Below are 26,978 nucleotides of genomic sequence, written 5' to 3' on the forward strand. Positions count from 1 at the left end.
GACGGGGGCGTGTCCTGTGGCCGTTTGTTTCATCCGAGGAGCTGCGATGAGAACACAGGCATTCGGCGTCGCCCTGGCCCTGGCCACAGCTTCGCTCACCGGTCCCGCCGCCCAGGCCCATCCCCCGTCGGCCCAGGCCCAGGTCTGGGTCACGACGCCCGACCGGGCGGAGCTGTTGCACGAGCGCGCGCCGGTCACGTTCCAGCGCGGGGCGAGCGATCGTACGACGATCACGGTCGACCCGACGACGTCGTACCAGACGATGGACGGCTTCGGCGCCTCGATCACCGACTCGTCCGCGAACGTGCTGTACCGGCTCAGCCCGGCGGACCGCGAGCAGACGTTGCGCAAACTCTTCGATCCGAAACAAGGCATCGGCGTGAGCTTCCTGCGGCAGCCGGTCGGCTCGTCCGACTTCACCGCTGAGGCCGAGCACTACACGTACGACGACGTACCGGCCGGGCACACGGACTTCGGGCTGACGCAGTTCAGCATCGCGCACGACCAGCAACAGGTTCTCCCGTTGCTCCGGCGCGCCAAGCAACTCAACCCGGCGGTCAAGGTGATGGCGACGCCGTGGAGTCCGCCGGCCTGGATGAAGACCGCCGACTCGCTGGTCGGCGGCCGGCTCAAGGACGACCCCAAGGTGTACGACGCGTACGCGCGCTACCTGGTGAAGTTCGTCCAGGCGTACGCGAAGGCCGGCGTACCTGTCGACTTCCTCTCCGTGCAGAACGAGCCGCAGAACCGCAAGCCGAGTGCGTACCCGGGCACGGACATGCCCGTCCGCGAAGAGGCAGCGGTCATCGAGGCGCTAGGCCCGCTGCTGCACAAGGCGAGCCCGCGGACGAAGATCCTCGGCTACGACCACAACTGGACCACGCACCCCGGTGACATCGCGTCCACGCCGCCCGGCGAGGACCCCGAGACCGACTATCCCTACAAGCTGTTGCAGACGCCGGCGGCCAAGTGGATCGCGGGTACGGCATACCACTGCTACTCCGGCGATCCGTCCAAGCAGACCGAGCTGCACAACTCGTTCCCGTCGAAGGGGATCTGGTTCACCGAGTGCTCGGGGTCGCACGGGCCGACCGACACGCCGCCGCAGATCTTCCGCGGCACGCTGACCTGGCACGCCCGCACCCTGATGCTCGGCACCACCCGTAACTGGGCGAAGTCGGTGGTCAACTGGAACATCGCCCTCGACTCCACCGGCGGCCCCCACCTCGGTGGCTGCGACACCTGCACCGGCCTGGTCACGCTGCAACCGGACGGGACGGTCACGACCGACGCCGAGTACTACACGATCGGGCACCTGTCGAAGTTCGTGAAAGCGGGCGCGGTCCGGATCGGGAGTACGTCGTACGGGACGACCGGGTGGAACGGGCAACTGATGTCCGCCGCCTTCCGGAACCCGGATGGCTCGACTGCGCTCCTCGTCCACAACGAGAACGACGATCCGCGCAGCTTCGCGGTGGCGATCGGCGACAAGTCCTTCGAGTACGAGCTGCCCGGTGGTTCGATCGCAACCTTCACCTGGGACCGCGTGTCGGCGGACGTGCCACACCCGGTCTCGCTGGACGGCGCGACGGCGACCGCATCGGTGAACGGCACCGAGGCAGGGCTCGCGATCGACGCCGACGGATCCACGGTGTGGCAGAGCAAGCAGGCCCAGTCGCCGGGGCAGTGGGTGCAGGTGGATCTCGGCAAGGCGAAGACGTTCCGCCAGGTCGCACTGGACAGCGGCGGGAACGCCGGCGACTACGCCCGGGGCTACGACGTTGCCGTGAGCAACGATGGCGTCCACTGGCGAACAGTCGCGACCGGCACCTCGACCGCTCAGCTGACCACGGTCAACCTTCACCCGACGTCCGCGCGCTACCTGCGCATCACCGCGACCGGCACCGCACCCAACTGGTGGACCCTGGCCGACATCCGCCTCTACCGCTGATCAGGACAACCGGGTCTCGATCCAGTGAGTGGTGGTGGCTGCTTGGTTGTTGGTGGCGGCTATGACTTGGAGGCCGACTGGGAGGCCGTCGGTCGGGAGGGGGAGGCTGACGGCCGGGTGCCGGGTCAGGTTGGCGAGGCGGGTGTTCTTGAGGAGTTGGGAGCGGACCGCCTTGCTGCCTTCGGGTGTGTCGACGTCGGTGATCAGCGGTGCGGTGCAGAGGACGGTCGGCATGAGTACGGCGTCGACCTGACCGAGCACGCCGTTCACCTCAGCGGTGATCGTGGCGGCTTCGGTCCGGGCGGCGTCGTACTCCGCACGGGTGATCTGGGCCGCCTCGCGGAGTCGTTCCTGGACGTCGGGCTGGTACTGCGCGGTGGGTCGGCCGGTGTGGTTCGCGACGGCCTCGGGTCCCTGGATCGCGGCGGCGGTCGTGAAGCTGTGCTGCCAGTCGGGCAGCTCGACGTCGACGAGCTCTGCCCCGGCCGCAGCGAGACGAGCAAGCGCGGCCGACCACGCCGCGCCGACCTCGGCGGTGAAGTCGAGATACTCCGGGTTCGTCACCACTCCCAGCCGCGTCGGTCGCTCCGCAGCCAGCGGAACGCCGGTGAGGGCCTCGAGCGCGTAAGCGGCGTCCGCAACAGTCCGCGTCAGCACACCCACGTGGTCGAGGCTCTGGGACAACGGGAAGACGCGATCGGTCGACAGCGTGCCGTACGACGGCTTGAAGCCGACGACTCCGCACAACGCCGCCGGGATGCGTACGGATCCAGCGGTGTCGGTGCCGATCGCCAACGGAACCACCCCGGCCGCGACCGCGGCACCCGCGCCCGCACTGGAGCCACCGGTCATCCGCGCCGGGTCGTGCGGATTGCGGCACGGCCCAACCCGGTTCGACGTACCCGTGCATCCGTAGGCGAACTCGTGTGTGTAGCTGAGCCCGATGACGATCGCACCGGCCGCCCGCAGCCGGCGCACCACGTCGGCGTCCTGCCGGCCGATCTCGTCCATTGCGGCCGACCCGCAGCGATAAGGCAGGCCGGCCACCTCGACGATCTCCTTGACCAGCACTGGCACGCCCGCGAGCGCCCCGGTCCGGTCGTGGCCGGCCGCCGCCTTCCGCGCACCCTCAGCGTCGATATGAACGACGGCGTTCAGATCGGCGCTCTCGTCGGCCCGCCGTAGCGCCTCCTCGACCAGTACGACCGGATCGACCCGGCCGGTCCGAACACCTGTGGCGATCTCTTCCAGGGACTCCATCGGGTCATCACAGCACGCCGAGCGCGGAACCGCCTCTCGCGGTGAGTTGACGCCGGAGAGGAAACGGAAACAGGAGCGTCATGCCGTGTTGCTACCGTCCGGACGCATGACGGCGGAACTGATCGAGGGAACGGAACTCCGGGCGGTCGCAGGCACCGACCCCGCGCTGCTGGCGCTGACCACCGCCCAGCAGGCCGAACTGGCCGCGATGTACGGCGAGGACCAGCCACTCGTCGCACTGCACCCGGACATCTCGTTCACGCTGCTCCTGCTAGACGGCGCCCCGGTCGGCTGCGTCGGACTGCAACCCGTCTCCCCCGGCCTCGGCGAGATCAAGCGCATGTACGTCGATCCGTCCGCCCGCGGCTGGGGTCTGTCCCGAGCCCTGCTCAAGGCCGTCGAGTCAGAGGCCCGCCGCATCGGCCTCACCCGCCTACGCCTGGAAACAGGCACCCGGCAGCACGAGGCCATCGCCCTCTACTCGAACCACGGCTACCGGCCGATCGCGCCGTACCCGCCCTTCGAGAACGAGCAGGCCTCGCTCTGTTTCGCCAAGGACCTCTAACGCAGATCCAGGACCAGGTCGTCGCCGTCGCGGTGGAAGCCGAGTTTGTTGAGGTAGGGCTTGGACTCGCGCATCCGCGGCGGCGCGAGGACCTGGTGGAAGCCGTGGTCGGTGAAGACGTCACTGCGGCGGTAGACGAACTCGCCAGGGGTGAAGTCGCGGTACTTCGGGAGCACGTAGTCGAGGTCGATCTGGGCGCGGCCGGCGCCGGCGTCGTGGGCCAGGACGACACCGACCGTGCGGTCGCCGTGCTGGACCAGGAACGCGTACGGACTCGCACTGGCCGTGAAGCCGGGATTGAAGCGGCTGATGTCCGCCTCGTGCCGGGCGAGCACATGATCCAGGTAGGCGTCGGAGTCGTCGACCTGGAGCACGGTGTACTCGGTCTCGTCGTGCCGGTGCCGGAGCAGCCGCCACAGGTGCACCACGTTGATCACGGCCAGGACCGCGTTCATGCCGACCATCGGCCAGACGCCGATCGCGAGGTTGAAGCCGACCAGGATCACGCAGCCGATCAGGTTCAGCAGGCGCAACCGCAGGATCCGGGTCTGCAGCAACGACAGCACGACCAGCGCGGAGCCGCCCCACCCGATGATGCTCAAGACGTCCACAGCGCGAGCGTAGAGCAGCCGCGCCCGGCAGACTGAGCCGGTGACCGAGTCATTTCTGCTCAACGGCGTACCTTTGCGGACCGTCGACCCGGGGTTGCTGAGCGCAACCCGCTACGGGCACTTCACCTCGATGCAGGTCCGCGCCGGAGCGGTGCACGGACTCGACCTGCACCTCGAGCGTCTCGACCACAGCGCCCGCGAAGTTTTCGGTCAGCCGCTTCCCGCCGACCGCGTCCACGCCGACCTCCGCGCAGCCCTCGAGCACGCCGGCTCCGGCGACCTGTCCCTCCGCGTCAATGTCTTCAGCACCACGGAGTTGCAGCTACTCATCCGCGTGAGCCCGCCGATCGAGCCCGGCGTACAACCACCGCGGCTACTGGCGTTCGAGCACCAGCGTGCCCTTCCGCATCTCAAGCACACCGGCTCCTTCGACCTCACGTACTACGGCCGCCAGGCGGAGCTCGCCGGGTACGACGACGCCGTCTTCCACACCCCCTCCGGCGAGATCTCCGAAGCCTCGATCTGGAACATCTGCTTCGCCCGCGGCACCACGGTCGTGTTCCCGTCCGCCCCGGTCCTGGCCGGCATCCGCCAGCAAACCCTCCAACGCGGCCTCACCACCTTCGACACGACCCCGATCCCACTGACCGACCTCGCGTCGTACGACGCCGCCTACCTGACCAACTCGATCGACCCGGCGCTCCCGGTCGCGTCGATCACAGTCGGCGCCGACACCACGTCGTACGCACCGCATCCGGAGTCGGCGGAGCTCATCGAGGCCGCCTATGCCACACAGCCGGCTGAGGAGATCTAGCCGCGCTCGGACCACCAGCGTTGGAGTGCTTCGCGGGCTTGTTCCTCGCCGAGAGGGCCCTGGTCGAGGCGGAGGTTCATCAGGAACTTGTAGGCCTCGCCGACCTCGCGGCCCGGTGGGATGCCGAGGATCTCCATGATCTGGTTGCCATCGAGGTCGGGGCGGAGCGCGTCGAGCTCCTCCTGCTCGCGGAGCCGGTCGATCCGCTCCTCGAGGTCGTCGTAGGCCGCCCGCAGCATCTCGGCCTTGCGCTTGTTGCGCGTCGTGCAGTCGGCGCGGGTGAGGACGTGCAGCCGCTCGAGCTGATCGCCGGCGTCGCGGACATATCGCCGTACGGCCGAGTCGTTCCACTCGCCACCGCTGTATCCGTGGAAGCGGAGGTGGAGCTCGATCAGCTTGCTGACCTGGTCGATCTGCTCGTTGCTGAACCGCAGCGCCTTCATCCGCTTCCGAGCGAGTTTGGCGCCGACCACGTCGTGGTGATGGAAGGTCACCTTGCCCGCGTCCTCGAACCGCCGGGTCTTCGGCTTGCCGATGTCGTGGATCAACGCAGCGAACCGAACGATGAAATCCGGCGTCGGAACAGATAGACGAGATTCCAGATCGATGGCCTGATCGAGGACGGTGAGCGAGTGCTGGTACACGTCTTTGTGCCGGTGGTGCTCGTCTCGCTCCAGCTTGAGCGCGGGCAGCTCGGGCAGCACGTGGTCGGCCAGGCCGGTGGTCACCAGCAGGTCGAGGCCGATCCGCGGGTGGTCGGCGCAGATCAGCTTGATCAGCTCGTCGCGGACCCGTTCGGCCGACACGATCGTGATCCGGTCGGCCATCGCGGTCATCGCGGCCACCACCGCCGGGTCGGGCGTGAAGCCGAGCTGCGCGGCGAACCGGGCCGCCCGCATCATCCGCAGCGGGTCGTCGGAGAACGAGTCCTCCGGAGTGCCGGGGGTCCGGATCCGCTGGTTCGCGACGTCCGCGATCCCGCCGTACGGATCCACGAACTCGTGCGACGGCAGCCGGACCGCCATCGCGTTCATCGCGAAGTCGCGCCGGGCCAGGTCGCCCTCGAGGCTGTCGCCGTACGAGACCTCCGGCTTGCGCGACGTGGGATCGTAGGACTCCGACCTGTAGGTCGTGATCTCCAGAACCCATTCACCCTTACGACAGCCGATGGTGCCGAACGCCTTGCCGATGTCCCAGACGTGGTCCGCCCAGCCGGCCAGCAACCGCTCCACGACGTCCGGGTGGGCTGACGTGGCGAAGTCCAGGTCCTTGCTCCCCCGGCCCAGCAGAATGTCCCGGACGGGACCGCCCACGAGGGCGATCTCGTGGCCGGCCCGGTCGAACCGCGACCCGAGTTCGTCCACCACCGGCGCGATCTCCAGGAGCGCCTGGACGCCTCGCCGCTGGACGGCGGACAACGATCCGGCGGAGGCTGACTGGTCGGCAAAGGGTGACACGGGGAACTAGGTTACGGTGACGGCGTGTTCAGACGGCGACTGAGGCTCTCCGCGGCGGCGGGTGCGGGCCTGCTGATCGCTGCGACGGCAGCGACTCTCGGCACCCCGCCGACCGTCGCGGCGCCTGTCGACGACCCGGTCGTCCAGGTCACCATCGACTCGTTCGGACCGGTCGCCCCGAAGCCCGGCGACGACGTGCTGATCAAGGGCACCGTCCGCAACACCAGCACCGAGACGCTCGAGGCACCGCAGGCGCTGGCCTGTATCGACCGGACCCACCGCCTGTCCACGGCGGCCGAGATCGCCGGCGTCTCCGCCGAGCAGGACGTCCCGATGAACGACCGGAACAGCTGCAGCCGGATGACGACTCCGGACACCGGCGTGTTCCAGCAGTACGACGCCCCGCTGGCACCGAACGCATCCATGCAGTTCAGCCTCAAGGTCCCGTGGAACGAGTGGCGCATCAGCCACCAGACCGGGGTCTATGTGGTCGGCGTCGTGGTCCGCGGTACGCCGCAGGGTCAGGAGCGGCTCACTGTCGGTCGCGCGCGGACCCTGATGCCGGTGATCGGTGAGCAGCCGCTGACCCGCACAGTGAACACCGCACTGATCATCCCGTTGCAGCACCGGCCGACACAGCTCGGCGGCAAGCGGTTCACCAACGAGTCGCTGGCCGAGTCGATGGCGCCGAACGGCCGGCTCGGCCGGTTGCTGGCCCTCGGCAACGGGCGCAAGGTCACCTGGCTGGTCGACCCCGCGACGCTCGACGAGGCCCGCAAGATCGTCAAGGACGGGTACGACGTCGGTGAAGGCGGCAACCCCACCCCCGGTGCCGGCCGGGCCGTCGTCGACACCTGGCTGAAGGCGTTCGACGCCAGCCGCGCCCGCGGCAACCAGGTCGTCCTGCTCCCGTACGGCGATCCCGACATCGCCGGCCTGCTGGACTCGGGTGAGCCGCTCAAGGAACTGGTCCGCGACGCGCGGAGCGCCACCGAGCGGTTCATCCTGCCGCCCGGCTTCACCAACGGTCTCTGGCTGGAGGGCGGCGCCGCGGCCGGCCGCTACCTCGGGGCCGCCTCCCAGGGCTTCCCCGGGGCGTCCGACGACGACTTGAACCTGGTCGGCAGCGACTCCTGGCCGGCCGTCGAGCAGGCCGGTCTGACCGCCACCTCGCCGGTGTACGACATTCGAACGCCGGGTCCGCGGGACACGGTGCGCACCGTGGTGGCCGACTCCGCGCTGACGGCGGGCGGCCCGGATCCGGACACCGGCGAGAACCCGATCCAGGTCCGGCAGCGGTTCGCGGCCGAGACCGCGCTGATCGCCTCCAGCGGCAAGGGCAGCGCTTCGGTGGTCGTCGTACCGCCTCGTGGCTGGGACTCCACCGGTCGCGCCACCGCCGCCCTGGCCGGAGACCTGTCGCTGAAGTGGATCAACGCCACCAGCGTCGAGCAGATCGTGGCCGGCACACCGAGACCGCCGGTGATCAAGGCCCCGGCCGCGCCGCGGTCCAACGCGGTCATGAGCGCCGATCAGCTGGACGGCGTCAAGCAGCTCGACCAGGCCACCACCACGTTCAAGGACCTGCTGACCAACCCCGCCGAGGACCTGCCGGAGGCCATGCCGCAGGCGTTGCTCCGCTCGGCGTCGATCAGTTGGCGTGGATTCCCGGACGAGGCCAAGCGCTTCGCGGCGGTCGAGCTCGGCTCGGTGAACCTGCAGCTGTCCAAGGTGCACCTGGTCAACAACGCGGGGAACGGCGAGCACCGGGAGATCAAGGTCAACCTGGCCGGCAGCAAGGGCACCTTCCCGTTGACCATCACGAACGACACCGACTGGTCCGTCCGGGTCGGCATCGTGGTCTCCCCGACGAACCGGACCGACCTGCGGATCGAACCGCAGCAGACCAGGATCCTGGCGCCGAAGCAGAAGTTCACCCCCCGGATCAACGCGAGCGCCGAGCAGAACGGCCTGATCCGGGCCAGCGCCCAGGTGATCACCGCCTCCGGCCGCCCGGTCGGCAAGTCCCAGGAGCTGCTGATCCAGGCCAGCCAGTACGGCAGCGTCGGCTGGATCCTGGTCGGCGCGGCCTGCGCACTGCTCTTCGGTACGTCGTTCGTCCGCATCTACCGGCGGATCCGCACCGAACGCCGGCATCCGTCACCGGCTCCGTCGTCGGAGGTGGCGGTGGACGAGCAGGCCACCCCGGACGCCTTGCACCCCGAGCCGCTCGACCCGCCGGCCACTGACGCCCCAGCCGGTGAGTCCCTGAGAGAAGGAGTCGGTTCGAAGGATGGCTGACCGCACCCTGCGCTCCGCGGGGGTGATGGCAGCCGGAACGGTGCTGTCACGCCTGCTCGGATTCGTCCGGATCGCCCTGCTCGCGGCCGCGATCGGCACCGCGTTGCGCGGCGACATCTTCACCGCCGCGAACACCATCCCGAACAGCCTGTACATCCTGCTGGCCGGCGGTGTCTTCAACACCGTGCTGGTCCCGCAACTGGTCCGCGCGATCAAGAACCACGACGACGGCGGCCAGGACTTCACCAACCGGCTGCTGACCTTCGGCTTCGTCGTCCTGGCGGTGGTGACGGTCGGCTGTGTGCTGCTGGCCCCTGCGATCGCCGGGCTGTACATGCCGGAGGAGCTGAAGGACCCGTCCCGCGCGCCCGAGCGGGAAGCGATGGTGATGTTCGTCCGGCTCTGCCTGCCGCAGATCTTCTTCTACGGCGCGTTCGTACTGGTCGGCCAGGTGCTGAACGCGCGGCGCCGGTTCGGTCCGATGATGTGGGCGCCGATCGCGAACAACGTCGTCGCCTGCGCCTCGATCGTCATCTTCCTGATGATCTACCGGACCGGCGATCCGCCGGCCACCTTCAGCCACGGCGAGGAGCTGCTGCTCGGACTCGGGCACACATTCGGCATCGCCGTACAGCTGCTGGTGCTGCTGCCGTACCTGCGGGCGAGCGGGCACACCTACCGGGCGAAGTTCGGTCTGCGCGGCACCGGGCTCGGTCACACTGCCCGATTGGGCATCTGGACTGTTCTTTTCGTCGTGGTGAACCAGGTGACCCTGGTGGTTGTCACCCGGCTCGCCATCGCCGGTAGCGCGTCGGAGGACCCGGGTGCGAAGGCCGGTCTGTTCGCCTACAGCACCGCGATGCTGATCATCCTGGTGCCGCACGGCATCGTCACGGTCTCGCTCGCGACGGCCGCGCTGCCGCAGATGTCCGCGCTCGCGGCCGAGGGCGATGTGACCGAGGTCGAGCGGCTGTCGGCCCGATCGATCCGGCAGACGCTGGCCATCGTCGTCCCGGCGGCGGCCGCGATGATCGCGTTCGCGTACCCGATCGTCACGGTGATCGCCGGCTATGGCTCCGGCAAGAACAACCTGACGCTGATGTCGTACACGCTGGTGACGCTCGCGCTGGGCATCGTCCCGTTCACGATCCAGTACTTCCAGCTGCGCACCTTCTACGCCTTCGAGGACACCCGGACGCCGTTCTTCCTGCAATGCGTGATCGCGGCGACGAACATCGCGGCGGCCCTGATCGGGGTCCGGGTGCTGCTAGACCCGCAGCACCTCCGGTTCAGCGGTGTGGTCCTGGGTGCGGCGTACGCGCTCGCCTACCTGGTCGCCGTGCTGATGTCCCGGCCGGTGCTGCGGCGGAAGGTGCCACGCGTTCCTGGCGCCGGGATCGGGCTGCCGCTGCTCGCGATGGTGATCGCCGCCGTGCTCGGCGCCGGCGCCGGCCGCATCGTGCTCGGGCTGCTCGGCCTGGCCGTCGACTGGTCCGGACCGATCGGCGCGATCCTCCAACTGGCCGTCGCGGCCGCCGTGATGCTGCCGGTGTACGCCGGGGTGGCGAGGGTGCTCCGCATCCACGAAGTGAACGACGTGGTGGCCGTGGTCACACGGAAACTGCCCGGCCGCCGCTGAACCGGGCCGCTTGTGCACTCGTGCACCACTTGTCGGGTCAGGGGGGCACTAGCATGGGGGCTGCTAACGGACTCCCGCCGACTGGGTCCGGAGTGGCAGACGCAGGCCGACCAGTGCATCGAGGAGGGCGAGAGACACCGTGTCGAACCAGACCGTCAGTCCTGGTGCCCTGCTCGCCGGCCGCTACCGGATCGCCGAGTTACTGGCGGAGATCGACGGTGCGCGGGTGTGGCGGGCAGTGGACGAGGTACTCAGCCGGGCCGTCGTCGTGGACGTCCTGCCGGTCGGCGATCCCAGGACCAACCTGCTCTTCGACGCCGCCCGGCGGGCCGCCGCGGCGGCCGACCCGCGCTTCCTCCGCGTGCTCGACTGTGACATGCACGACGGTGTCACGTACTGCGTCCGCGAGTGGGCCGGCGGCCGGCCCCTCGAGCGGATGCTCGGCACCGGCCCGCTGACCGGGCAGCAAGCGGGCTGGCTGGCCCGCGAGGTCTCCGAAGCGCTCGAGAACCTGCACCGCACCGGCCACGCGCACGGCTCCATCAGCCCTTCGACCGTCGTGGTCACGGACGCGGGCGCGATCAAGGTCGTCGGCCTCGCCACCGAAGCGGCGCTGCGGTCGTCCGGTCCCGGCTCGCCCGAGCAGGACGTGCACGCGCTCGGTGAGCTGCTGTTTGCCTCGCTCACCGGTCGCTGGCCCGGCCCGGCGCCGGCCTGGGGCCTGCAGCCCGCACCGGTCGAGCACGGCCGGCTGCTCAGTCCCCGCCAGGTGCGAGCGGGCGTCCCGCGCTCGCTCGACGACATCTGCGACCGGCTGCTGAGCAACCCGCCACGCCACCACGCCCCGCTGATCACCAGCGCCGCCGGCCTGTCCGCGGCACTGTCCGGCGTCGTCGGCAGCTCGCACGAGCCGCCGAACCAGATGGACGAGACCGTCCAGGTCGCCCGGCAGAACGGCAGCATCGACGACGCCACCCAGGTGGTCCCCGAGACGCCGCCGCCTGCGCTCGACCCGACCCCACCGGCCTACGAGTCGGCGTACCAGTCGGACAACGGGCACCAGCAGCACTCGGCGTACTCGACCGCCCCTGAGACCCGGCCGATCCGGCGCCAGCCGCCGCCCCCGTCGAACGGGAACGGCCGGCGCCGCGCCGACGAGCCGAAGCCGAAGGGCTCCTGGGGTGGCCGGATCCTGATCCTGCTCGCCGTCCTGGCGCTGCTCTCGGTGGTCGCGATGGCGCAGTTCCTGCTCAAGGGCGCGATGAACAACGACCAGGGCAGCGGCGGCGACAGCAACAAGACGACCAACGCGCCGCAGACCAGCACGACGCCATCGGCGACGGGCGGGGCGGCCAAGATCGTGAAGGCCAAGGACTTCGACCCGCTGCCGGACGGCAACGGCAGCGAGCACCCGGACGACGTGGGCAACACCTACGACGGCAAGGCGAGCACGACCTGGACCACCCAGTCGTACAGCCGGCCGAACCTCGGTGGCCAGAAGCCGGGTGTCGGCATCATCTACGACCTGGGTGCGCCGACCGCGGTGTCCAAGGTGCAGGTCACGCTCAAGGGCGACGGCTCCAGCGTGCAGCTGATGATCCCGAAGGACGACACCAGCACGTCGCCGGGCGCGGTCAGCGGGTGGAAGCCGGTCGCCACCGAAGAGGACCAGCCCGAGGGTACGGTGACTCTTACCCCCTCGGCGCCGACCCAGACGCAGTACGTTCTGGTCTGGCTGACCAAGCTGCCGAAGGAAGACGGCGGCAAGTACCGGGGCACGATCTCGGAGGTCACAATCCAGAAATGACGGCTCACCTCGACTCGGGCCCCACGCCGCCGCCCCGGTCGGACGTACCTCGGATCGGCGCGGCCGAGCCTGCCACGCACGGTGGGCCGACGAGCTACGACCAGCTCGACGACCACGAGCTGCTGCGGCTGCACGTGGCCGGCAATCCGGACTCGTTCGGGTTCCTGGTCAAGCGGCACCGGGACCGGATGTGGGCCGTCGCGATCCGCACGCTCGGCGAGCCCGAGGAGGCCGCGGACGCGCTGCAGGAGGCGTTCATCTCGGCGTTCCGCCGGGCCGACTCGTTCCGCGGTGACGCCAAGGTGACCACCTGGCTGCACCGGATCGTGGTGAACGCGTGTCTCGACCGGATCCGCCGGCGCCAGGTGCGGGCCGCCGACCCGCTGCCGGAGGACGAGGACCGCGCCGCCGAGCTGGCCGGACCGGCCGAGGACGACCCGGCCGAGGTCCGCGAGCGCCGGCTCGACGTGCTGAACGCGCTCAAGCAGATCAACTCCGACCAGCGCAGTGCCCTCGTCCTGGTCGACATGGAGGGCTACTCGATCGAGGAGGCGGCGGCGATCCTCGGTTGCGCCCCCGGCACGGTGAAGTCCCGCTGTGCCCGCGGCCGGGCGAAGCTGCTGCCGCTGCTCAGGCACTGGCAGACGACCCGGGCCGGTTTCGCCGATGCCGACGTACCGGAGAAATCCGCGGCCGAAACGGTGGGAACCGAATGAGTGGGTACTCCGTCGAAGCGAAGTCGCCTACCTGCGACTCAGCCTCCATGCCTCTACCCGGAGCACTCTGATGATCACACCGCGTTCCTCCCACGAGGGGGCGAGTTCCCGATGACCGATTCCGGTCTTCCGACCAGTGAGCACCTCGAGCACCTGGACACGGACACCATCGCCGACCTGATCGAGAATCTGCTCCCCGCACCCGAGGCGCATCGCGCTCGTGAACACGTGAAGGCTTGTCCGGACTGCCAGCAGACGTACGACGCCCTGGTCCAGCTGTCCGAGGATCTCGCCGACGAGGGCCGGGAGGACATCCCGATGCCGACCGACGTCGCCGAGCACCTGGACGCGGTCATCGTCTCGGAGTCCGTGCTGCGCGCGTCGACCGTCGGTGTGCACTCGCTGGCGCAGATCCGCGAGCAGCCCCGCCGGCACCTGCCGAAGCTGCTCGGCGCTGCCGCGGCCGTCGTGCTGGTAGCCGCGATCGGCGTCGGTGTGGTGATCACCACCAAGGACCAGGCCGGCGACAACGCCGCCAACACCAACCCGACCGGCCTGCCGAGCGGCGTTCCGACGATGAGCACGAGCGATATCGGCCCGAGGGCCCAGCACTGGCTGGAGAGCAGCAACGAACCCGTGCTGCACGGTTCGGCGACCGAACTGGCCTGCGCCCGCGTGTTCGCGTCCGGCCGGCCGAACCCGCAACTCCAGCTCGTCCAGCCCGCCAAGGTCGACGGCAGGAGCGCGGTTCTGATCGGCTTGCCGGGCGGATCGGCCCGCGACATCCAGGTCTTCGCGGTCACCGGATGTAGCGATCCGGGCGGCGTCGCCAGCTCGTTCTACGACACCACAGTGACACTGCGCAACCGCTGAGACCGCGATGCGGTGCGGCGGCCTCGTCATGGGTACCGTGGGAATGGTCGGCCTCTAGGATCCGTTGAGTACGACGTACCAAAGTCTCGACGACATGAGGAACGCCTGCATGAGCGACTCCACAGTTCGCAACGTCATCATCGTCGGCTCCGGTCCGGCCGGTTACACGGCCGCCGTGTACGCCGCGCGCGCCCGCCTGGAACCGCTCGTGTTCGAGGGTTCCGTGACCGCTGGTGGCGCGCTGATGACCACCACCGAGGTCGAGAACTTCCCCGGTTTCTCCCAAGGCATCATGGGCCCGGCCCTGATGGACGAGATGCGCACCCAGGCCGAGCGCTTCGGCGCCGAGCTGGTGCCGGACGACATCGTGGCCGTGGACCTGACCGGTGACATCAAGGTGGTCACCGACTCGGCGGGCACCCAGCACAAGGCCAAGGCCGTCATCCTGGCGATGGGCTCCGGCTACCGCAAGCTCGGTCTGCCGGACGAGGACCGGTTGTCCGGCCATGGCGTGTCCTGGTGTGCGACCTGTGACGGCTTCTTCTTCCGCGAGCACGACATCGCCGTCGTCGGCGGTGGCGACTCGGCCATCGAGGAGGCCACCTTCCTGACCCGGTTCGGCAAGAAGGTCACGCTGGTGCACCGCCGCGACCAGTTGCGCGCCTCGAAGATCATGGCCGACCGCGCGTTCGCGAACGACAAGATCGACTTCGCCTGGAACTCCGAGGTCGCCGCGGTCAACGGCGAGGACAAGGTGACCGGCGTCACCCTGCGGGACACCGTGACCGGTGAGACCCGGGAGCTTCCGGTGACCGGCCTGTTCATCGCGATCGGCCACGACCCGCGCTCGGAGCTGGTGAAGGGTCAGGTGGACCTGGACGAGGAGGGCTACGTCCTGGTCAAGGAAGGCACCACCGAGACCAACCTGCCGGGCGTCTTCGCCGCCGGCGACCTGGTGGACCACACCTACCGGCAGGCGATCACCGCGGCCGGCACCGGCTGTGCGGCCGCCCTGGACGCCGAGCGCTTCCTGACCACCCTCGAGGACGCCGAGAAGGCCACGGCCGCCGCGACCACTCAGCCTGTCTCCGTCTGAACCTCACAACCACTGAAGGAGTTACGCCTGTGGGCGAGAAGATGAACGCCGTCACCGACGCCGAGTTCGACCAGACCGTACTGAAGAGCGACAAGCCGGTGCTGGTCGACTTCTGGGCGGAGTGGTGCGGCCCGTGCCGCCAGGTCTCCCCGATCCTGGAGGAGCTGGCGCAGGACCACAGCGACAAGCTCACGTTCCTGAAGATGAACGTGGACGAGAACCCGGTCACCCCGAGCAACTACCGCGTCACCGGTATCCCTACGATCAACGTCTACGTGAACGGTGAGCTCGCCAAGTCCATCGTCGGCGCCAAGCCGAAGGCCGCGCTGCTGAAGGAACTGGCCGACTTCACCGCCTGATCCGAACGACACCTCCGACCGCCACGGCAAGGAGCCTTTTCATGGAAGCCCCCCACGGCGTGTACAGGATCGGCGACAGCGGTGAGGCTGTCGCCGAGATCGTCGGCAAGCTCCAGCGGCTCGGGCTGCTGGCCGGCGGTCACGACGTCTACGACGAAGCGACCGCGCACGCTGTCCGGGGGTTCCAGCAGCAGCGCGGGCTGATGATCGACGGGATCGTCGGCCCGCAGACGTACCGGGCGATCGACGACGCGCGCTGGCGGCTGGGCGACCGGCTGCTGACCTACGTGCCGTCGCACCCGTTGACCGGTGACGACGTGCTCGCGCTGCAGGCGAAGCTGCAGGAGCTCGGGTTCGCGGTCGCCCGGATCGACGGGATCTTCGGGGCGGACACCCAGCGCGCGGTGACCGACTTCCAGCGGAACATGGGCCTGCCGGGCGACGGCACCTGCGGCCCGTCGACGTTCAAGGCACTGCAGCGGATCCGGCCGATGGCGACCGGTGGCCGGCCGGACGCCCTGCGCGCCTCCGAGGCCGTGCGCGCCGCCGGACCGCGGCTGTCCGGGAAGACCGTGGTGATCGATGCCGGCCACGGTGGTTTCGACTACGGCTGGGAGGGCTTCGGCCTGCGCGAGTCCGACGTCGCGTACGACCTCGCCGCCCGGATCGAGGGCCGCCTGGGTGCGACCGGCGTACGCGCGTATTTGTCGCGTGGGCGTGATCAGGGGCCGGACGAGCTGGCGCGGGCCGCGTTCGCGAACGAGACGGACGCGAACCTGTGTGTCTCGCTGCACACCGACGGGTCGATGAACCCGGAGGCCCAGGGCGTCGCGACCTACTACTACGGCAACGACCTGCACGGCGCCTCGTCGAGCGTGGGTGAGCAGTTCGCCGGGCTCGTGCAACGCGAGATCGTCGCCCGCACCGACCTGCTGAACTGCCGCACCCACGCCAAGACCTGGGATCTGCTGCGGCGCACCAAGATGCCCGCGGTCCGGCTGGAGATCGGCTACGTCACCAATCCGCACGACTCCGCCCGCCTGGCCGACCCGGCCTTCCGGGACGTCATCGCGGAGGCGATCGTCGTCGCCATCCAGCGCGTGTACCTCCCGCCGGACCAGGACGCCGCGACCGGCATGCTCCGGTTCGGCCAACTCACGGTCTAGGACTCCTTCTCCAGCGCGATCTTCGGGAGCACCCGGTCGAGCCGGCGCGGCAGCCACCAGGCGCGGTCGCCGAACAGGCGCAGTACGGCGGGGACGATGACGCACCGGATCAGTAGCGCGTCCAGCAGCACCGCCGTCGCCAGGCCGAGCCCGAACTGCTTCAGCATCCGGTCCGGGCTGAGCAGGAACGCGCCGAACACCACGATCATGATCGCGGCCGCCGCCGTGATCACACTGCCGGTGGTCGCCAGCCCTTCCCGCACGGCCTCCCGAGCATCCCTGGTACGACGCCACTCCTCATGGATCCGCGAGACGAGGAAGACCTCGTAGTCCATCGACAACCCGAAGACGATCGCGAAGATCATCACCGGTACGAACGCCTCGATCGGACCGGACTGCGCCCCGAACCAGCCCTGCTGGAACACCAGCGTGATCACGCCCAGCGAAGCACCGATGCTGAGCAGGTTGAGCAGCGCCGCCTTCAACGGGATCAGGATCGACCGGAACACCGCCATCAGCAGCAGCGCCGACAGTCCGACCACCACGAGCACGAAGATCGGCAGCCGCTTGCTCACCGCCGACGCGAAGTCGTCGGCCGCCGCGGTCGCACCGCCCACCAGGTACGTCGCATTGGTCTGCGGCTCGAGGGCCGGCAAGGTCTCGTCCCGCAGCCGGTTCACGAGAGCACTGGTCGCGGCGTCCTGCGGTGCTGACTTCGGGAACGCGAGTACGGTCGCGATCTTTCCGTCCGGCGTCAGTTGCGGCGGCGTGACGGCGGCGATGCCCGGATCGGCCGCCAGCGTCTGCCCGAGTCGCTGAGCCGCGGCCTGGTCTCCCTCGGAGACGACCACGAGCGGACCGTTGAAGCCGGGCCCGAAGCCGTCGGCCAGTAGGTCGTACGCCTTCCGGCTCGTCTTGGCCGGGTCGTCCGTGCCCGCGTCCGCGAACCCGAGCCGCATGTTCAACGCCGGCAGCGACAACGCGATCAGCGCGACCGTCCCGAGCACCAACGGCACCCAGGGTCCACGCTGCACCGCGGCCGCCAGCCGCCGCCAACCGTCACCGGGCGTACGGCGCTTCTTCGCGGCGTGCTTGCGGACACTCCGCTCGATCCGCTTCCCGAACAGCGTCAGCAGCGCCGGCAACAAGCTCACCGCGGCCAGCATCGTCGTCAGCACGGTCAGCGTGACGCCGAGCGCGACGCCTTGCAGGGAACCCAGTCCCAGCGCGAGCAGACCCAGCAGCGCGATCACCACCGTGCAGCCGGCGAACATCACCGATCGGCCGGCGGTGTCCAGGGCGATCATCGACGCGGTCTCCCGGTCGGTGCCGTCCTTGAGCAACTCATGGCGATAGCGCGAGAAGATCAGCAACGCATAGTCGATGCCCACACCGAGTCCGACCAGCATCATCACCGGTGCCGTGTAGCTGGGCACGGTGAACAGGTGCGACGCGAGAACCAAGAGGCCGAGCGTGCTGCCCACCGCGAACACCGCGGTCAACAGCGGAAGAGTTGCCGCAAGCAACGACCCGAACAGGAAGACCAGGATCACCAGCGCGGCCAGGACGCCGGCGCCCTCGGACGCACCACCCGAACTGTCCGCGGCGGACCGGGCCAGATCACCACCGACCTCCACCTGGAATCCAGGGCGGGCGAAGTCCTGTGCCCGGTGAATGATCGTCCGCACGTCCTCCACCGGCATATCCGCGACGGCAACGTCCAGGCTGACCGTGGAGTATGCCGTCCGGCCGTCCGGCGAGAGCGATCCCGGAGCGGTGAAGGGGTCGGCGACCGAGGCGACGTGCGGGAGGTCCCGGACGACGGCCAGCATCGAGGCGACCCGCGGCTTCTCGGCCGCCAGTCCGCCGTCGGCACGCAGGACGATCTGCACCGAGGCCGTCTCCCCCTGTGGCTGGTGCGCACGGAAGATGTCGGTGACCCGCTGGGAGTCGGTGCCGGGAAGCGAGGTGTCGTTCTTGTACCGGTCGCCGACCACGGTCGACGCGGCGGTCACTGCGACGAGGGCGACCACCCAGAGCACCAGCGCGAGACCGGCGTGCCGCATCGACCAGCCGGACACCCGATGCAGCAGGCCTGAGCGTCCACCCTCCTTCCCGGGCGATCGTCGTACAGGGGTGTCCACGGTCATCGCCGTGCCTCCTCACGTGTCTTCATAAGTAGAATGCCTACATGTTGTCTCTCGACAGTAGCAGGCATATGAGTAGACTGGCTACATGAAGGCGGATGCGCTGCGTGGACACCTGGACCCGATGATCCTGGCGGTCGTCGAGGACGAGCCCCTGCACGGGTACGCGATCATGGAGGCGTTGCTGGAGCGCAGCGGCGGCGAGCTCGATCTGCCGACCGGGACGCTCTATCCCGCGCTGCGGCGGCTGGAGCGGGCCGGCTACCTGTCCAGCGAGTGGAGCACGGTCGGCGGCCGGAAGCGCCGTACGTATCAGCTCACCAGTGCCGGCACGAAGATGCTTGCCTCAGGCAAGCAGGAGTGGGTGACCTTCCGGGCTGTGGTGGAAGGGGTGCTACGCCCGGGCCAGGCGTAGGACACGGCCGGCCTGGAGGCCGACGAGGAGCAGCGGCAGTACGACGAAGCTCCCGACGATGCCGAAGGCGGGTACGTCGGGCGGGTGCGGGCTGGTCGCCGCCATGCCGACTCCGATCGCACTGATGACGACCGCGCTCGCCAAGGCGAAGAACGCCGTGACCCGGCTGACATGGTCCCGGACGAGCGGGTAGCGCATGCCGACGCCGGCCGCGATCACCGCCAGGACCGCGCCGGCGATCGCCACCATGCCGATGCCGCGGACCAGCCCCTGCAGGAAGTCGTTCAGCACGTTCGGCTGGCTCGGCTCCTGGTTCCAGCTCCAGACCCCGTCCTGCCAGACGATCGGCTGCGCGATCAGCACCAGGAACAGCAGCATCGCGGTCCGCCGGCTCTGGCTGACCGCGAGCTCGGCCCGGTACCCCGGCACGACCTCGACCAGCTCACCGAAGTCGGCCACGGCCTCCCGCTCGGCCTGCTCGCGATCCAGACCGTCGGCCTCGAAGGCCTCGGTCGCATCGGTCAGATGGTCACGCGCCTCGGCCAGCAGGTCCGCCTTCCGGCGACGTGGGCCGGCGAGCGACTTGCTCAGCGCGGCCAGGTACTCGTCGACCGGCGTGCGGGTGCTTACGCGGCTGGACACGCCTCTCAGTATGGGTCCCCCAGGATCCGATCACGTCCGGGGTCCCACTGAATCTCCCCTGACCTCGGCCTGTCCGGCCGCCTTCCGGCGATGCCGCAGGATGAAGAATCCGATGTAGGAGATCACGACGAGCGCGAAGCCGATCTTCTCCACGGTCGGCGTCGCGCCCTCCGGCCAGAGCTTCCCGTCCAGGTAGTGCTCGATGTAGCCGGCCGTGTACGGCGTCTCTCCCCCGCGGCGACGGAAGTACTTCTCGGTCGCGGTGACCGGGCAGCCGAAGTCGACCAGCACGATGACGATGTTCCACACAACGATGGCCAGGTGCGCCCAGATCAGCTTGGGCCAGCGCCAGGCGAGGAAGCCGCCGATCAGGAAGAACACCAGCAGGGCGCCGTGCACCACCATCACGACGTCGGCGAGGAAGCGCCAGATCATGATGGCCCCGCCGTCAGGTGGCCGGGTCGCGGGTGAGGGCGTCCCGGACCGTGACCGGCGCGGGCGGTGAGTGCTCGGGCCGGATCGCGCCCATCAGCCGCTCGACCGCGGCTTCCATCTCGCTGCGCCAGGTGATCGCCGAGCGCAGGTCGAGCCGGAGCCGGGGATTGCGCGGATGCTCGCGGACGACGCCGAAGCCGACCGCTTGGAGGAACTCGGTCGGCCAGACGCAGCCCGGCCCGTCCCACCGGGAGTCGCCGAACGCCTCGACGGCCCGGAACCCACGCTTCAGCACGTCCTTCGCGACCGCCTGGACGAGGATCTTGCCCAGCCCGAGCCCCAGGTAGCGCGGCTGGATCCGGCCGGTTGCGAGGACGACGGCATCCGGACTGACCGGCGCGGTCGGGAACGCCTGGATCCTCGGCAGGTACGCCGCCGGCGCGTACACCGCGAATCCGGCCGGCTTGTCCTCGACGTACAGCACGACACCCGCCGTACCCCAGTCGAGCAGGAGCTGGGAGAGCCAGGCCTCCTTCTCCAGGCCGGTGTCGCCGTTGCGGTCGGCCTGCCGGGCGGCGACCGGGTCGAGCTCCCAGAACACACAGTCACGGCACGCCACCGGTAGCTCGTCGAGATTGGCGAGCGTGAGCGGTTCGAGCCGTCGAGCCATCAGCGCGTCCGATCCGCGGTGCATCGCGTCCGGTCGGCGGGCGTGCTGGATGTTACGTTCGTCACGGTCGGTATCACTTTACGACTCATCGAGTGGCCGGCTCCGGTGCCGGAGTCCGTGCGCCGGGTGTCACCGCCGCCTCCGGAGCGACGTACCGCTGTTGCACCTTCGCGGCAGGTTGCCGCCTGAACAGTTCGCCCGCGAACCCGGCCAGCACGCCCAGCAGCAGTCCACCGAGTGCCACGCCGGCTGTCTTGCCCACGCTCATCCGATCCGCCTTCCGGTTCCACCTCTCAGGCCGCACCGCCCCGCGTCACCGGCTGACCGTCTCAGCAGCCAGATCACGGCGTGGTCGAACCTGCCCCTATAAGGCATGGTAGTGAGAGGTCGCGCCGATCCACAGCCCGGACACAACTCGGGTCGCTCGACGTAACCTGGTGACTTCCCCCTCGATTCACCGTTGGAGTGGCCCCCGTGAGTGCTGACGTGCCCGATGTCCGGCAGACCCGCCTCGACAACTACGTCGACCGGTACGCGGCACGGACCAAGGGCATGACCGCATCGGAGATCAGGGCGCTCTTCTCCGTCGCCAGCCGGCCCGAGGTGGTCTCCCTCGCGGGCGGCATGCCGAACATCGCCGGCCTGCCGCTGGACGTGGTCGGCGGCGCGGTCCGGGACCTGGCGATCGACAACGGCGCCACCGCGATGCAGTACGGCTCCGGTCAGGGCGATCCTGCCCTCCGCGACCAGATCTGCGACGTGATGCGGCTCGAGGGGATCGACGCCCACCCGGACGACGTGGTGATCACGGTCGGCAGTCAGCAGGCGGTCGATCTGGTGACACGGGTGTTCTGCGATCCGGGTGACGTGGTGATCTGCGAGGCTCCGTCGTACGTCGGTGCCCTCGGGGTGTTCCGCGCGTACCAGTGCGAGGTCGTCCACGTGGCGATGGACGACGACGGTGTCGTGCCAGAGGCGCTCGAGCAGGCGATCACCGCGGTGCGCGCGGCCGGCAAGCGGATCAAGTTCTTCTACACGATCCCGAACTTCCACAACCCGGCCGGGGTCTCGCTGTCCGACGAGCGCCGGCGGCGGGTGCTGGAGATCTGTCAGCGTGCGGATCTGCTGGTGCTGGAGGACAACCCGTACGGCCTGCTCGGCTTCGACGGCGAGCCGCAGCGTGCGCTGCGGGCCGACGACCGCGAGGGTGTCATCTACCTCGGCTCGTTCTCGAAGACGTTCGCGCCGGGCTTCCGGGTCGGCTGGGCGGTCGCGCCGCACGCCGTCCGCGAAAAGCTTGTGCTGGCACAGGAATCGGCGACCCTGTGCCCGCCGGTCTTCAGTCAGCTCGCGATCTCGTCGTACCTGACCCGGCATGACTGGCTCGGGCAGGTGAAGCAGTTCCGCGAGATGTACCGGGAGCGCCGCGACGCGATGCTGGCGGCCCTGACCGAAAAGATGCCTGCGGCAACGACCTGGACCAGGCCGGGCGGCGGGTTCTATGTCTGGCTCACCCTGCCGGACGGCCTGGACGCGAAGGCGATGCTGCCGCGGGCGGTCACCGCGCGGGTCGCGTACGTGCCCGGGACCGCCTTCTTCGCCGACGGCTTCGGCTCCCAGTGCATGCGGTTGTCGTACTGTCATCCGACGCCCGCGCGGATCACCGAAGGGGTCGGCCGGCTGGCCGCGGTGATCCACGAGGAGCTCGAACTGCGGGAGACGTTCGGCCCGCTGACACCGGGTCCGGGGCGGAACTACGACGCCCCTGGACCGGAGCTGAGCTAGGGGTCCTGCGCAAAGGTTGCGCAATGGATCTGCGGGCGCTCGGGGATACCTGAGACGGTAGCGGTACCGTTCCAGTGGGCCTCGGGACCGGCGACCGTGCCGGAGTCGCCCACGAGTGATCGGGATATTTGTGATGAGTGATCTGGGTCGAGTGCTGGTACTGGCAGGCGGACTGTCGCACGAGCGGGATGTCTCGCTCCGGTCCGGCCGGCGGGTTGCCGACGCCCTGCGCAGTGTGGGTGTCGAGGTCGAGCAGCGTGACGTCGACGCCAATCTGGTCGAACGGCTCCGCGAAGACCCGCCGGACGCGGTCTTCCCGGTCCTGCACGGCGTCACCGGCGAGGACGGCGCGCTCCGCCAGGTCCTCGACCTGTACGGCGTTCCGTACGTCGGAGCCGACGCGGCCGCGTGCCGGACAGCCTTCGACAAGCCGGTCGCCTCCACGATGGTCGGGACCGCCGGACTGCACACGCCGGCTTCGGTGGTGCTCGGGCACGACACGTTCCGCGAGCTCGGTGCGGCGGCGCTGATGGCGGCGGTGATCGAACAGGTCGGCCTGCCGCTGGTGGTGAAGCCGGCCCGCGGCGGTTCGGCGCTCGGTGCGTCGATCGTGCGGTCGGCCGAGGAACTGCCGTCGGCGATGGTGAACTGCTACGCGTACGGACCGGTGGCGTTGATCGAGCAGTACATCGACGGGACCGAGGTGGCCGTGACCGTGGTCGACACCGGGGATGGGCCCAGGGCCCTGCCTGCGGTGGAGATCCGGCCGGACTCCGGGTTCTACGACTACGAGGCGCGGTACACGGCCGGCGCGACGCAGTTCGTCGTACCGGCTCGGTTGGACGCCTCGGTGGCGGACGCGTGTGCGTCCGCGGCTGTTGCGGCCCATCAGGCGCTGGGGCTGCGGGACCTGTCTCGGTCCGACCTGGTGGTCGATGCGGCCGGTGTGCCGTGGTTCCTCGAGGTGAACGTGGCACCGGGGATGACGGAGACCTCGCTGGTGCCACTCGCCGCGGAGGCCGCGGGGATCGAGCTGGGTGTGCTGTGCCGCGACCTGCTGGCTGCCGCCGCGGCACGTTGAGGTCTTGATGGCTGAGCGACCGCTGTGGCGGACCATCCTGACGCCGCGGTGGTCCGGGCTGCTCCTCCTCGCGTTGGCGATCGCCGCGGTGATGTCGGCGATGGGCGTCTGGCAGCTGGACGTGTACCGGTCGAAGACCGACGCCGCGACGGCCAAGCGGGCTGATGCCGCGCCGGTTGCGTTGCAGTCGCTGTTCTCCATCGACGAGGGTTTGCCGTCGAAGGCTGTCGGCCGCCGCGTCACGGTGAACGGGAAGTGGGGACCGTCCGCGGACCAGCTCTTCATCGCCGATCGCCGCCAGGGCTCGGCAGACGGCTTCTGGGTGGTGACTCCGCTGATGGTCTCGTCCTCCGGCTCGGGATCGTCCACCGGCTCCGGCTCGGCTGCCGGTGCGGTGATGGTGGTCCGGGGCTGGGTGCCGGCAGTGTCCGATCCGGCCGCCGCTGCGCCGTCCGGTCCGGTTTCACTCACGGGCACTGTGACGGCCTCCGAGGCGGAGGACTCTTCTGACGATGCTGCCAAGGGCCGCGTGCTGTCATCGCTCCGGATCCCCACGATCGTGCACCTGGTCGACTATCGGGTGTACGACGCCTTCGTGATCCAGTCGTCGGTCGACTCAGGCGTCGTACCTTCACCGGCACCGGCCGTCGTACCACCACCTGCTCCGCCGACGGACCACGCCGGGCTGCGGAACATCGCGTATGCCTTCCAGTGGTGGGTTTTCGCGGCCTTCACGCTGTGGATGTGGTGGCGGATGGTGCTGGACGCACATCGGACTCCTGACGATCCGGATCCCGATTCCACTGAGGCGGAGTCCGGGGACGACCAGGCCGGGGAGCCTGTGGAGCCAAGCGGTACGGTTTCAGCGTGACTTCCTCAGCCGATCCCGCCACCTCCGCCAGCCCGCAGCCGCTGACCCCGGCCGTCCACGGTGCCCTCATCCGGTACCGCGTGATCGCGTACGTCGTCGGCGTGATGCTCCTGCTGCTTGTGTTCGTCGCGATGCCGCTGAAGTACTTCGCCGACAGCCAGGGCGCGATGGACGTGATCGGTCCGCTGCACGGGTTCCTGTTCATGGTCTACCTGGTCGCCACGTTCGACCTGTACCGCCGGGTCCGCTGGTCGTTCCCCCGCCTCGTGATGACGGCCCTGGCCGGCACCATCCCGTTCCTCTCGTTCTACGCGGAGCGGAAGACCACGCACGAGCTGCTCGGCCGGTAATCCCCTTGGAGGCTCGGCCGTTCTGACCTAGCTTCAGGTCCGTGCCCAGCCTCCACGACATCACCCAGTCGAACCGCGCCAGCTGGAACCAGATCCACCACGCCCGCCCCGGCGAACCCGCGGCGTTCTTCACCTCCGGCGGCTCGGCCCTCGACGCCGACGAGATCGCCGCGGCCGGAGACGTATCCGGCCGGCGGGTGCTCCAGCTCGCCTGCTCCTGCGGCGATCAAGCCCTGTCCTGGGCCTTGCTGGGCGCCAGGGTCACCGGCGTCGACATCTCCGAGGTCGCGGTCTCGATGGCCCGCGACAAGGCCGCCGCCACCGGTCTCGCGGTCGACTTCCGCCAAGCCGACATGTTCGACCTCCCAGCCGAACTGACCGGCTTCGATCTCATCTATTTGAGCTGGGGCGCGATCTGCTGGGTCCCCGACCTGGCCGTCTTCGCACAGTTGGTCTCCGACCGGCTGGCTCCTGGCGGGTCTGTCCTGATCGCGGACCATCACCCGATCTGGGAGGTCCTCGCCGTCCGCGGCCCCAACCAGCTGGAAGTCACCGCCGACTACTTCGGCCGCTCCACACCCCGCGCCACCATCGACAACGCCAAACTCCCTACCGGAGCTCGCGACAACCCGACTGCCCCTGGCTTCACCGCGTTCATCCGGCCGCCGAGCGACATCATCACCAGCCTCATGTCCGCCGGCCTCGTGCTCGGGGCTTTCCGCGAGTCCCCCGTCCGCGACATGTACGCCGGCCTCGGGCTCGCCGCGGCCCAACTCCCTGCCACCTACCTGATCAAAGCCACGCGCAATGTTTCACATGAAACATCGCCGCGAGTCACCAAGTAACTTTGTCGACAAATCCCGCCTGGTCCTGTGGTGCCTGGAATTCCTCTGTCAGCGCGATCCTAAGCGCCTTGGCTGTCCTGCTTGTTGGGGTCCATCAGGGTGACGATGCGTTCTAGGTCGTCGAGGGAGGCGAACTCGACGGTGATCTTCCCCTTGGTCTTGCCGAGGTCGACCTTGACGCGGGTTTCGAAGCGGTCGGAGAGACGGTCGGCCAGGTCGACGAGGCGTGGGGCGACCGGCTTGTTGCGGCGGCGCTGCGCCGGCGTCGGGTCATCGCCGTTCATGTCGCCCAGGGCAACGATCTCTTCGACCGTGCGAACCGAGAGGCCCTCGGCAACGATCCGCTGGGCCAGTCGCTCGATCGCGTCGCCGCTCGGCAGGCCGAGCAGGGCGCGGGCGTGACCGGCGGACAGTACGCCGGCCGCCACGCGGCGCTGGACCGACGCCGGGAGCTTCAGCAGCCGCAGCGTGTTGGAGATCTGCGGACGCGACCGTCCGATCCGGGTAGCGAGCACCTCCTGGGTGCAGCCGAAGTCGTCGAGCATCTGCTGGTACGCCGCGGCCTCTTCGAGCGGGTTCAGCTGACTGCGGTGCAGGTTCTCCAGCAACGCGTCCCTGAGCATCACGTCGTCCTGGGTGTCCCGGACGATCGCGGGGATCGTGGTGAGGCCGGCCTGCTGCGTCGCCCGCCAGCGACGCTCGCCCATCACCAGTTCGTACTTGTCCTTCTCGAGCCGCCGGACGACGATCGGCTGCAGCAGCCCGATCTCCTTGACCGAGTGGACCAGCTCCTCCATCGCGTCCTCGTCGAAGACACTGCGCGGCTGCTTCGGGTTCGGAGTGATCTTGTCGACGTCGATCTCCGCGAACTCAGCCCCCGGTACGGCCGCCAACTCGGGCGCCGACGGTGTCGCGATCGGCGGCGCTCCCGGAATCGAGTGGGACTTGCTGCCGAGCGTCGTACTGGTGCCGGGAGCCGGGTTGCTGGGAATCAGCGCACCTAGTCCACGTCCGAGTCGGGTGTTCATCGCGCTCCCTCGAGTTCGACATCCTGCTGAGCTACTGCTGACCTGCCGCACCTGCCACCGTCCGCCGCCGGCGCTCGTTTCACGTGAAACGGTG

Annotated in this window: 26 protein-coding genes; 17 read left to right on the forward strand and 9 right to left on the reverse strand. The window is 69.3% G+C overall.

Features of this window, described 5'->3' with window-relative positions:
* Nucleotides 1-46 precede the first annotated feature (46 nt).
* Nucleotides 47-1,951 carry a discoidin domain-containing protein gene (locus tag OG876_RS11640; protein ID WP_328524829.1) on the forward strand — a complete coding sequence of 635 codons (1,905 nt, stop codon included), beginning with the start codon at nt 47-49 and terminating at the stop codon, nt 1,949-1,951.
* Here OG876_RS11640 and OG876_RS11645 read toward each other — a convergent pair whose 3' ends face one another.
* The gene (locus OG876_RS11645) at nt 1,952-3,211 is read right to left on the reverse strand and encodes an amidase (protein WP_328524830.1); all 1,260 of its coding nucleotides are present in this window, start codon (nt 3,209-3,211) and stop codon (nt 1,952-1,954) included. It lies immediately after the preceding gene.
* A gap of 106 nt (nt 3,212-3,317) precedes the next feature.
* Between OG876_RS11645 and OG876_RS11650 the strand changes: the two genes are divergently transcribed.
* Nucleotides 3,318-3,776, forward strand: coding sequence for a GNAT family N-acetyltransferase (locus tag OG876_RS11650; protein ID WP_328524831.1), 459 nt, complete (start codon nt 3,318-3,320; stop codon nt 3,774-3,776).
* Here OG876_RS11650 and OG876_RS11655 read toward each other — a convergent pair.
* Complete coding sequence (locus tag OG876_RS11655) at nt 3,773-4,387, reverse strand: hypothetical protein (RefSeq protein ID WP_328524832.1); 615 nt, start codon at nt 4,385-4,387, stop codon at nt 3,773-3,775. The genes OG876_RS11650 and OG876_RS11655 overlap by 4 nt on opposite strands.
* A 40-nt stretch (nt 4,388-4,427) precedes the next feature.
* Here OG876_RS11655 and OG876_RS11660 point away from each other — a divergent pair, with 40 nt between their 5' ends.
* The gene (locus tag OG876_RS11660; protein ID WP_328524833.1) at nt 4,428-5,201 is read left to right on the forward strand and encodes an aminotransferase class IV; all 774 of its coding nucleotides are present in this window, start codon (nt 4,428-4,430) and stop codon (nt 5,199-5,201) included.
* Here OG876_RS11660 and OG876_RS11665 read toward each other — a convergent pair.
* Complete coding sequence (locus OG876_RS11665; protein WP_328526892.1) at nt 5,198-6,619, reverse strand: CCA tRNA nucleotidyltransferase; 1,422 nt, start codon at nt 6,617-6,619, stop codon at nt 5,198-5,200. The two genes, OG876_RS11660 and OG876_RS11665, sit on opposite strands and share 4 nt — an antisense overlap.
* Before the next feature lie 63 nt (nt 6,620-6,682).
* Between OG876_RS11665 and OG876_RS11670 the strand changes: the two genes are divergently transcribed.
* From OG876_RS11670 to OG876_RS11705, 8 genes are all read left to right on the forward strand, one after another.
* Entirely contained in the window at nt 6,683-8,959 is a 2,277-nt protein-coding gene (locus tag OG876_RS11670) for a DUF6049 family protein (RefSeq protein ID WP_328524834.1), read from the forward strand.
* Nucleotides 8,952-10,598 (forward strand): murein biosynthesis integral membrane protein MurJ, encoded by a 1,647-nt coding sequence (murJ, locus tag OG876_RS11675; RefSeq protein WP_328524835.1) that lies wholly within the window; start codon nt 8,952-8,954, stop codon nt 10,596-10,598. The genes OG876_RS11670 and murJ overlap by 8 nt, the downstream gene beginning before the upstream one ends.
* Nucleotides 10,599-10,737: 139 nt before the next feature.
* On the forward strand, nt 10,738-12,405 hold the full coding sequence (locus OG876_RS11680) for a protein kinase family protein (protein WP_328524836.1): 1,668 nt from the start codon (nt 10,738-10,740) through the stop codon (nt 12,403-12,405).
* Nucleotides 12,402-13,121, forward strand: coding sequence for an RNA polymerase sigma factor SigM (gene sigM, locus OG876_RS11685; RefSeq protein ID WP_328524837.1), 720 nt, complete (start codon nt 12,402-12,404; stop codon nt 13,119-13,121). Before OG876_RS11680 ends, sigM begins: the two co-directional genes overlap by 4 nt.
* 111 nt (nt 13,122-13,232) lie before the next feature.
* Nucleotides 13,233-13,994: an anti-sigma factor family protein gene (locus OG876_RS11690; RefSeq protein WP_328524838.1), complete on the forward strand. Its 762-nt coding sequence runs from the start codon at nt 13,233-13,235 to the stop codon at nt 13,992-13,994.
* 109 nt (nt 13,995-14,103) lie between these two features.
* The gene (gene trxB / locus OG876_RS11695; protein WP_328524839.1) at nt 14,104-15,090 is read left to right on the forward strand and encodes a thioredoxin-disulfide reductase; all 987 of its coding nucleotides are present in this window, start codon (nt 14,104-14,106) and stop codon (nt 15,088-15,090) included.
* 41 nt (nt 15,091-15,131) lie between these two features.
* Nucleotides 15,132-15,449 (forward strand): thioredoxin, encoded by a 318-nt coding sequence (trxA, locus tag OG876_RS11700; RefSeq protein WP_442914170.1) that lies wholly within the window; start codon nt 15,132-15,134, stop codon nt 15,447-15,449.
* Between the two features lie 41 nt (nt 15,450-15,490).
* Nucleotides 15,491-16,615, forward strand: a complete 1,125-nt coding sequence (locus tag OG876_RS11705; RefSeq protein WP_328524841.1) for an N-acetylmuramoyl-L-alanine amidase — start codon at nt 15,491-15,493, stop codon at nt 16,613-16,615.
* On the opposite strand, the gene OG876_RS11710 is transcribed toward OG876_RS11705, so the two are convergent.
* Nucleotides 16,612-18,765, reverse strand: a complete 2,154-nt coding sequence (locus tag OG876_RS11710; protein ID WP_328524842.1) for an MMPL family transporter — start codon at nt 18,763-18,765, stop codon at nt 16,612-16,614. The genes OG876_RS11705 and OG876_RS11710 overlap by 4 nt on opposite strands.
* 85 nt (nt 18,766-18,850) lie before the next feature.
* Between OG876_RS11710 and OG876_RS11715 the strand changes: the two genes are divergently transcribed.
* Entirely contained in the window at nt 18,851-19,177 is a 327-nt protein-coding gene (locus OG876_RS11715; protein WP_328524843.1) for a PadR family transcriptional regulator, read from the forward strand.
* Here the strand turns inward: OG876_RS11715 and OG876_RS11720 are convergent.
* The 4 genes from OG876_RS11720 to OG876_RS11735 form a co-directional block, all read right to left on the reverse strand.
* Nucleotides 19,157-19,819, reverse strand: a complete 663-nt coding sequence (locus OG876_RS11720) for a permease prefix domain 1-containing protein (RefSeq protein ID WP_328524844.1) — start codon at nt 19,817-19,819, stop codon at nt 19,157-19,159. The two genes, OG876_RS11715 and OG876_RS11720, sit on opposite strands and share 21 nt — an antisense overlap.
* A gap of 30 nt (nt 19,820-19,849) precedes the next feature.
* A complete protein-coding gene (locus OG876_RS11725) occupies nt 19,850-20,254 on the reverse strand; it encodes a DUF2784 domain-containing protein (protein WP_328524845.1) in 405 nt (134 codons plus the stop codon).
* A 13-nt stretch (nt 20,255-20,267) separates the two neighbouring features.
* Nucleotides 20,268-20,924, reverse strand: coding sequence for a GNAT family N-acetyltransferase (locus tag OG876_RS11730; RefSeq protein WP_328524846.1), 657 nt, complete (start codon nt 20,922-20,924; stop codon nt 20,268-20,270).
* 85 nt (nt 20,925-21,009) lie between these two features.
* Nucleotides 21,010-21,192 carry a hypothetical protein gene (locus tag OG876_RS11735; RefSeq protein ID WP_328524847.1) on the reverse strand — a complete coding sequence of 61 codons (183 nt, stop codon included), beginning with the start codon at nt 21,190-21,192 and terminating at the stop codon, nt 21,010-21,012.
* 206 nt (nt 21,193-21,398) lie between these two features.
* On the opposite strand from OG876_RS11735, the gene OG876_RS11740 reads away from it, so the two are divergent.
* The 5 genes from OG876_RS11740 (at nt 21,399) to OG876_RS11760 (ending at nt 25,856) form a co-directional block, all read left to right on the forward strand.
* Entirely contained in the window at nt 21,399-22,709 is a 1,311-nt protein-coding gene (locus OG876_RS11740; RefSeq protein WP_328524848.1) for an aminotransferase-like domain-containing protein, read from the forward strand.
* 133 nt (nt 22,710-22,842) lie between these two features.
* Nucleotides 22,843-23,790, forward strand: coding sequence for a D-alanine--D-alanine ligase family protein (locus OG876_RS11745; RefSeq protein WP_328524849.1), 948 nt, complete (start codon nt 22,843-22,845; stop codon nt 23,788-23,790).
* A gap of 7 nt (nt 23,791-23,797) precedes the next feature.
* A complete protein-coding gene (locus OG876_RS11750) occupies nt 23,798-24,661 on the forward strand; it encodes an SURF1 family protein (RefSeq protein WP_328524850.1) in 864 nt (287 codons plus the stop codon).
* Complete coding sequence (locus OG876_RS11755) at nt 24,658-25,011, forward strand: DUF3817 domain-containing protein (protein WP_328524851.1); 354 nt, start codon at nt 24,658-24,660, stop codon at nt 25,009-25,011. Before OG876_RS11750 ends, OG876_RS11755 begins: the two co-directional genes overlap by 4 nt.
* 41 nt (nt 25,012-25,052) lie before the next feature.
* Entirely contained in the window at nt 25,053-25,856 is an 804-nt protein-coding gene (locus OG876_RS11760) for a class I SAM-dependent methyltransferase (protein WP_328524852.1), read from the forward strand.
* Nucleotides 25,857-25,915: 59 nt separating this feature from the next.
* Here OG876_RS11760 and OG876_RS11765 read toward each other — a convergent pair whose 3' ends face one another.
* Nucleotides 25,916-26,884, reverse strand: coding sequence for a ParB/RepB/Spo0J family partition protein (locus tag OG876_RS11765; protein WP_328524853.1), 969 nt, complete (start codon nt 26,882-26,884; stop codon nt 25,916-25,918).
* Nucleotides 26,885-26,978 lie beyond the last annotated feature (94 nt).

The organism is Kribbella sp. NBC_00359, from assembly GCF_036097425.1.
In the GTDB taxonomy this organism is placed as follows: Bacteria; Actinomycetota; Actinomycetes; order Propionibacteriales; family Kribbellaceae; genus Kribbella.

What these genes read in the sequence shown, in the direction of transcription:
- OG876_RS11650 (WP_328524831.1), top strand. Translation starts at nt 3,318, where the DNA reads ATGACGGCGGAACTGATCGAGGGAACGGAACTCCGGGCGGTCGCAGGC.
- OG876_RS11710 (WP_328524842.1), bottom strand. Translation starts at nt 18,765, where the DNA reads ATGACCGTGGACACCCCTGTACGACGATCGCCCGGGAAGGAGGGTGGA.
- OG876_RS11640 (WP_328524829.1), top strand. Translation starts at nt 47, where the DNA reads ATGAGAACACAGGCATTCGGCGTCGCCCTGGCCCTGGCCACAGCTTCG.
- OG876_RS11690 (WP_328524838.1), top strand. Translation starts at nt 13,233, where the DNA reads ATGACCGATTCCGGTCTTCCGACCAGTGAGCACCTCGAGCACCTGGAC.
- trxA (WP_442914170.1), top strand. Translation starts at nt 15,132, where the DNA reads ATGAACGCCGTCACCGACGCCGAGTTCGACCAGACCGTACTGAAGAGC.
- OG876_RS11645 (WP_328524830.1), bottom strand. Translation starts at nt 3,211, where the DNA reads ATGGAGTCCCTGGAAGAGATCGCCACAGGTGTTCGGACCGGCCGGGTC.
- OG876_RS11725 (WP_328524845.1), bottom strand. Translation starts at nt 20,254, where the DNA reads ATGATCTGGCGCTTCCTCGCCGACGTCGTGATGGTGGTGCACGGCGCC.
- OG876_RS11745 (WP_328524849.1), top strand. Translation starts at nt 22,843, where the DNA reads ATGAGTGATCTGGGTCGAGTGCTGGTACTGGCAGGCGGACTGTCGCAC.
- OG876_RS11735 (WP_328524847.1), bottom strand. Translation starts at nt 21,192, where the DNA reads ATGAGCGTGGGCAAGACAGCCGGCGTGGCACTCGGTGGACTGCTGCTG.
- OG876_RS11730 (WP_328524846.1), bottom strand. Translation starts at nt 20,924, where the DNA reads ATGGCTCGACGGCTCGAACCGCTCACGCTCGCCAATCTCGACGAGCTA.
- trxB (WP_328524839.1), top strand. Translation starts at nt 14,104, where the DNA reads ATGAGCGACTCCACAGTTCGCAACGTCATCATCGTCGGCTCCGGTCCG.
- OG876_RS11750 (WP_328524850.1), top strand. Translation starts at nt 23,798, where the DNA reads ATGGCTGAGCGACCGCTGTGGCGGACCATCCTGACGCCGCGGTGGTCC.
- OG876_RS11765 (WP_328524853.1), bottom strand. Translation starts at nt 26,884, where the DNA reads ATGAACACCCGACTCGGACGTGGACTAGGTGCGCTGATTCCCAGCAAC.
- OG876_RS11705 (WP_328524841.1), top strand. Translation starts at nt 15,491, where the DNA reads ATGGAAGCCCCCCACGGCGTGTACAGGATCGGCGACAGCGGTGAGGCT.
- sigM (WP_328524837.1), top strand. Translation starts at nt 12,402, where the DNA reads ATGACGGCTCACCTCGACTCGGGCCCCACGCCGCCGCCCCGGTCGGAC.
- OG876_RS11715 (WP_328524843.1), top strand. Translation starts at nt 18,851, where the DNA reads ATGAAGGCGGATGCGCTGCGTGGACACCTGGACCCGATGATCCTGGCG.
- murJ (WP_328524835.1), top strand. Translation starts at nt 8,952, where the DNA reads ATGGCTGACCGCACCCTGCGCTCCGCGGGGGTGATGGCAGCCGGAACG.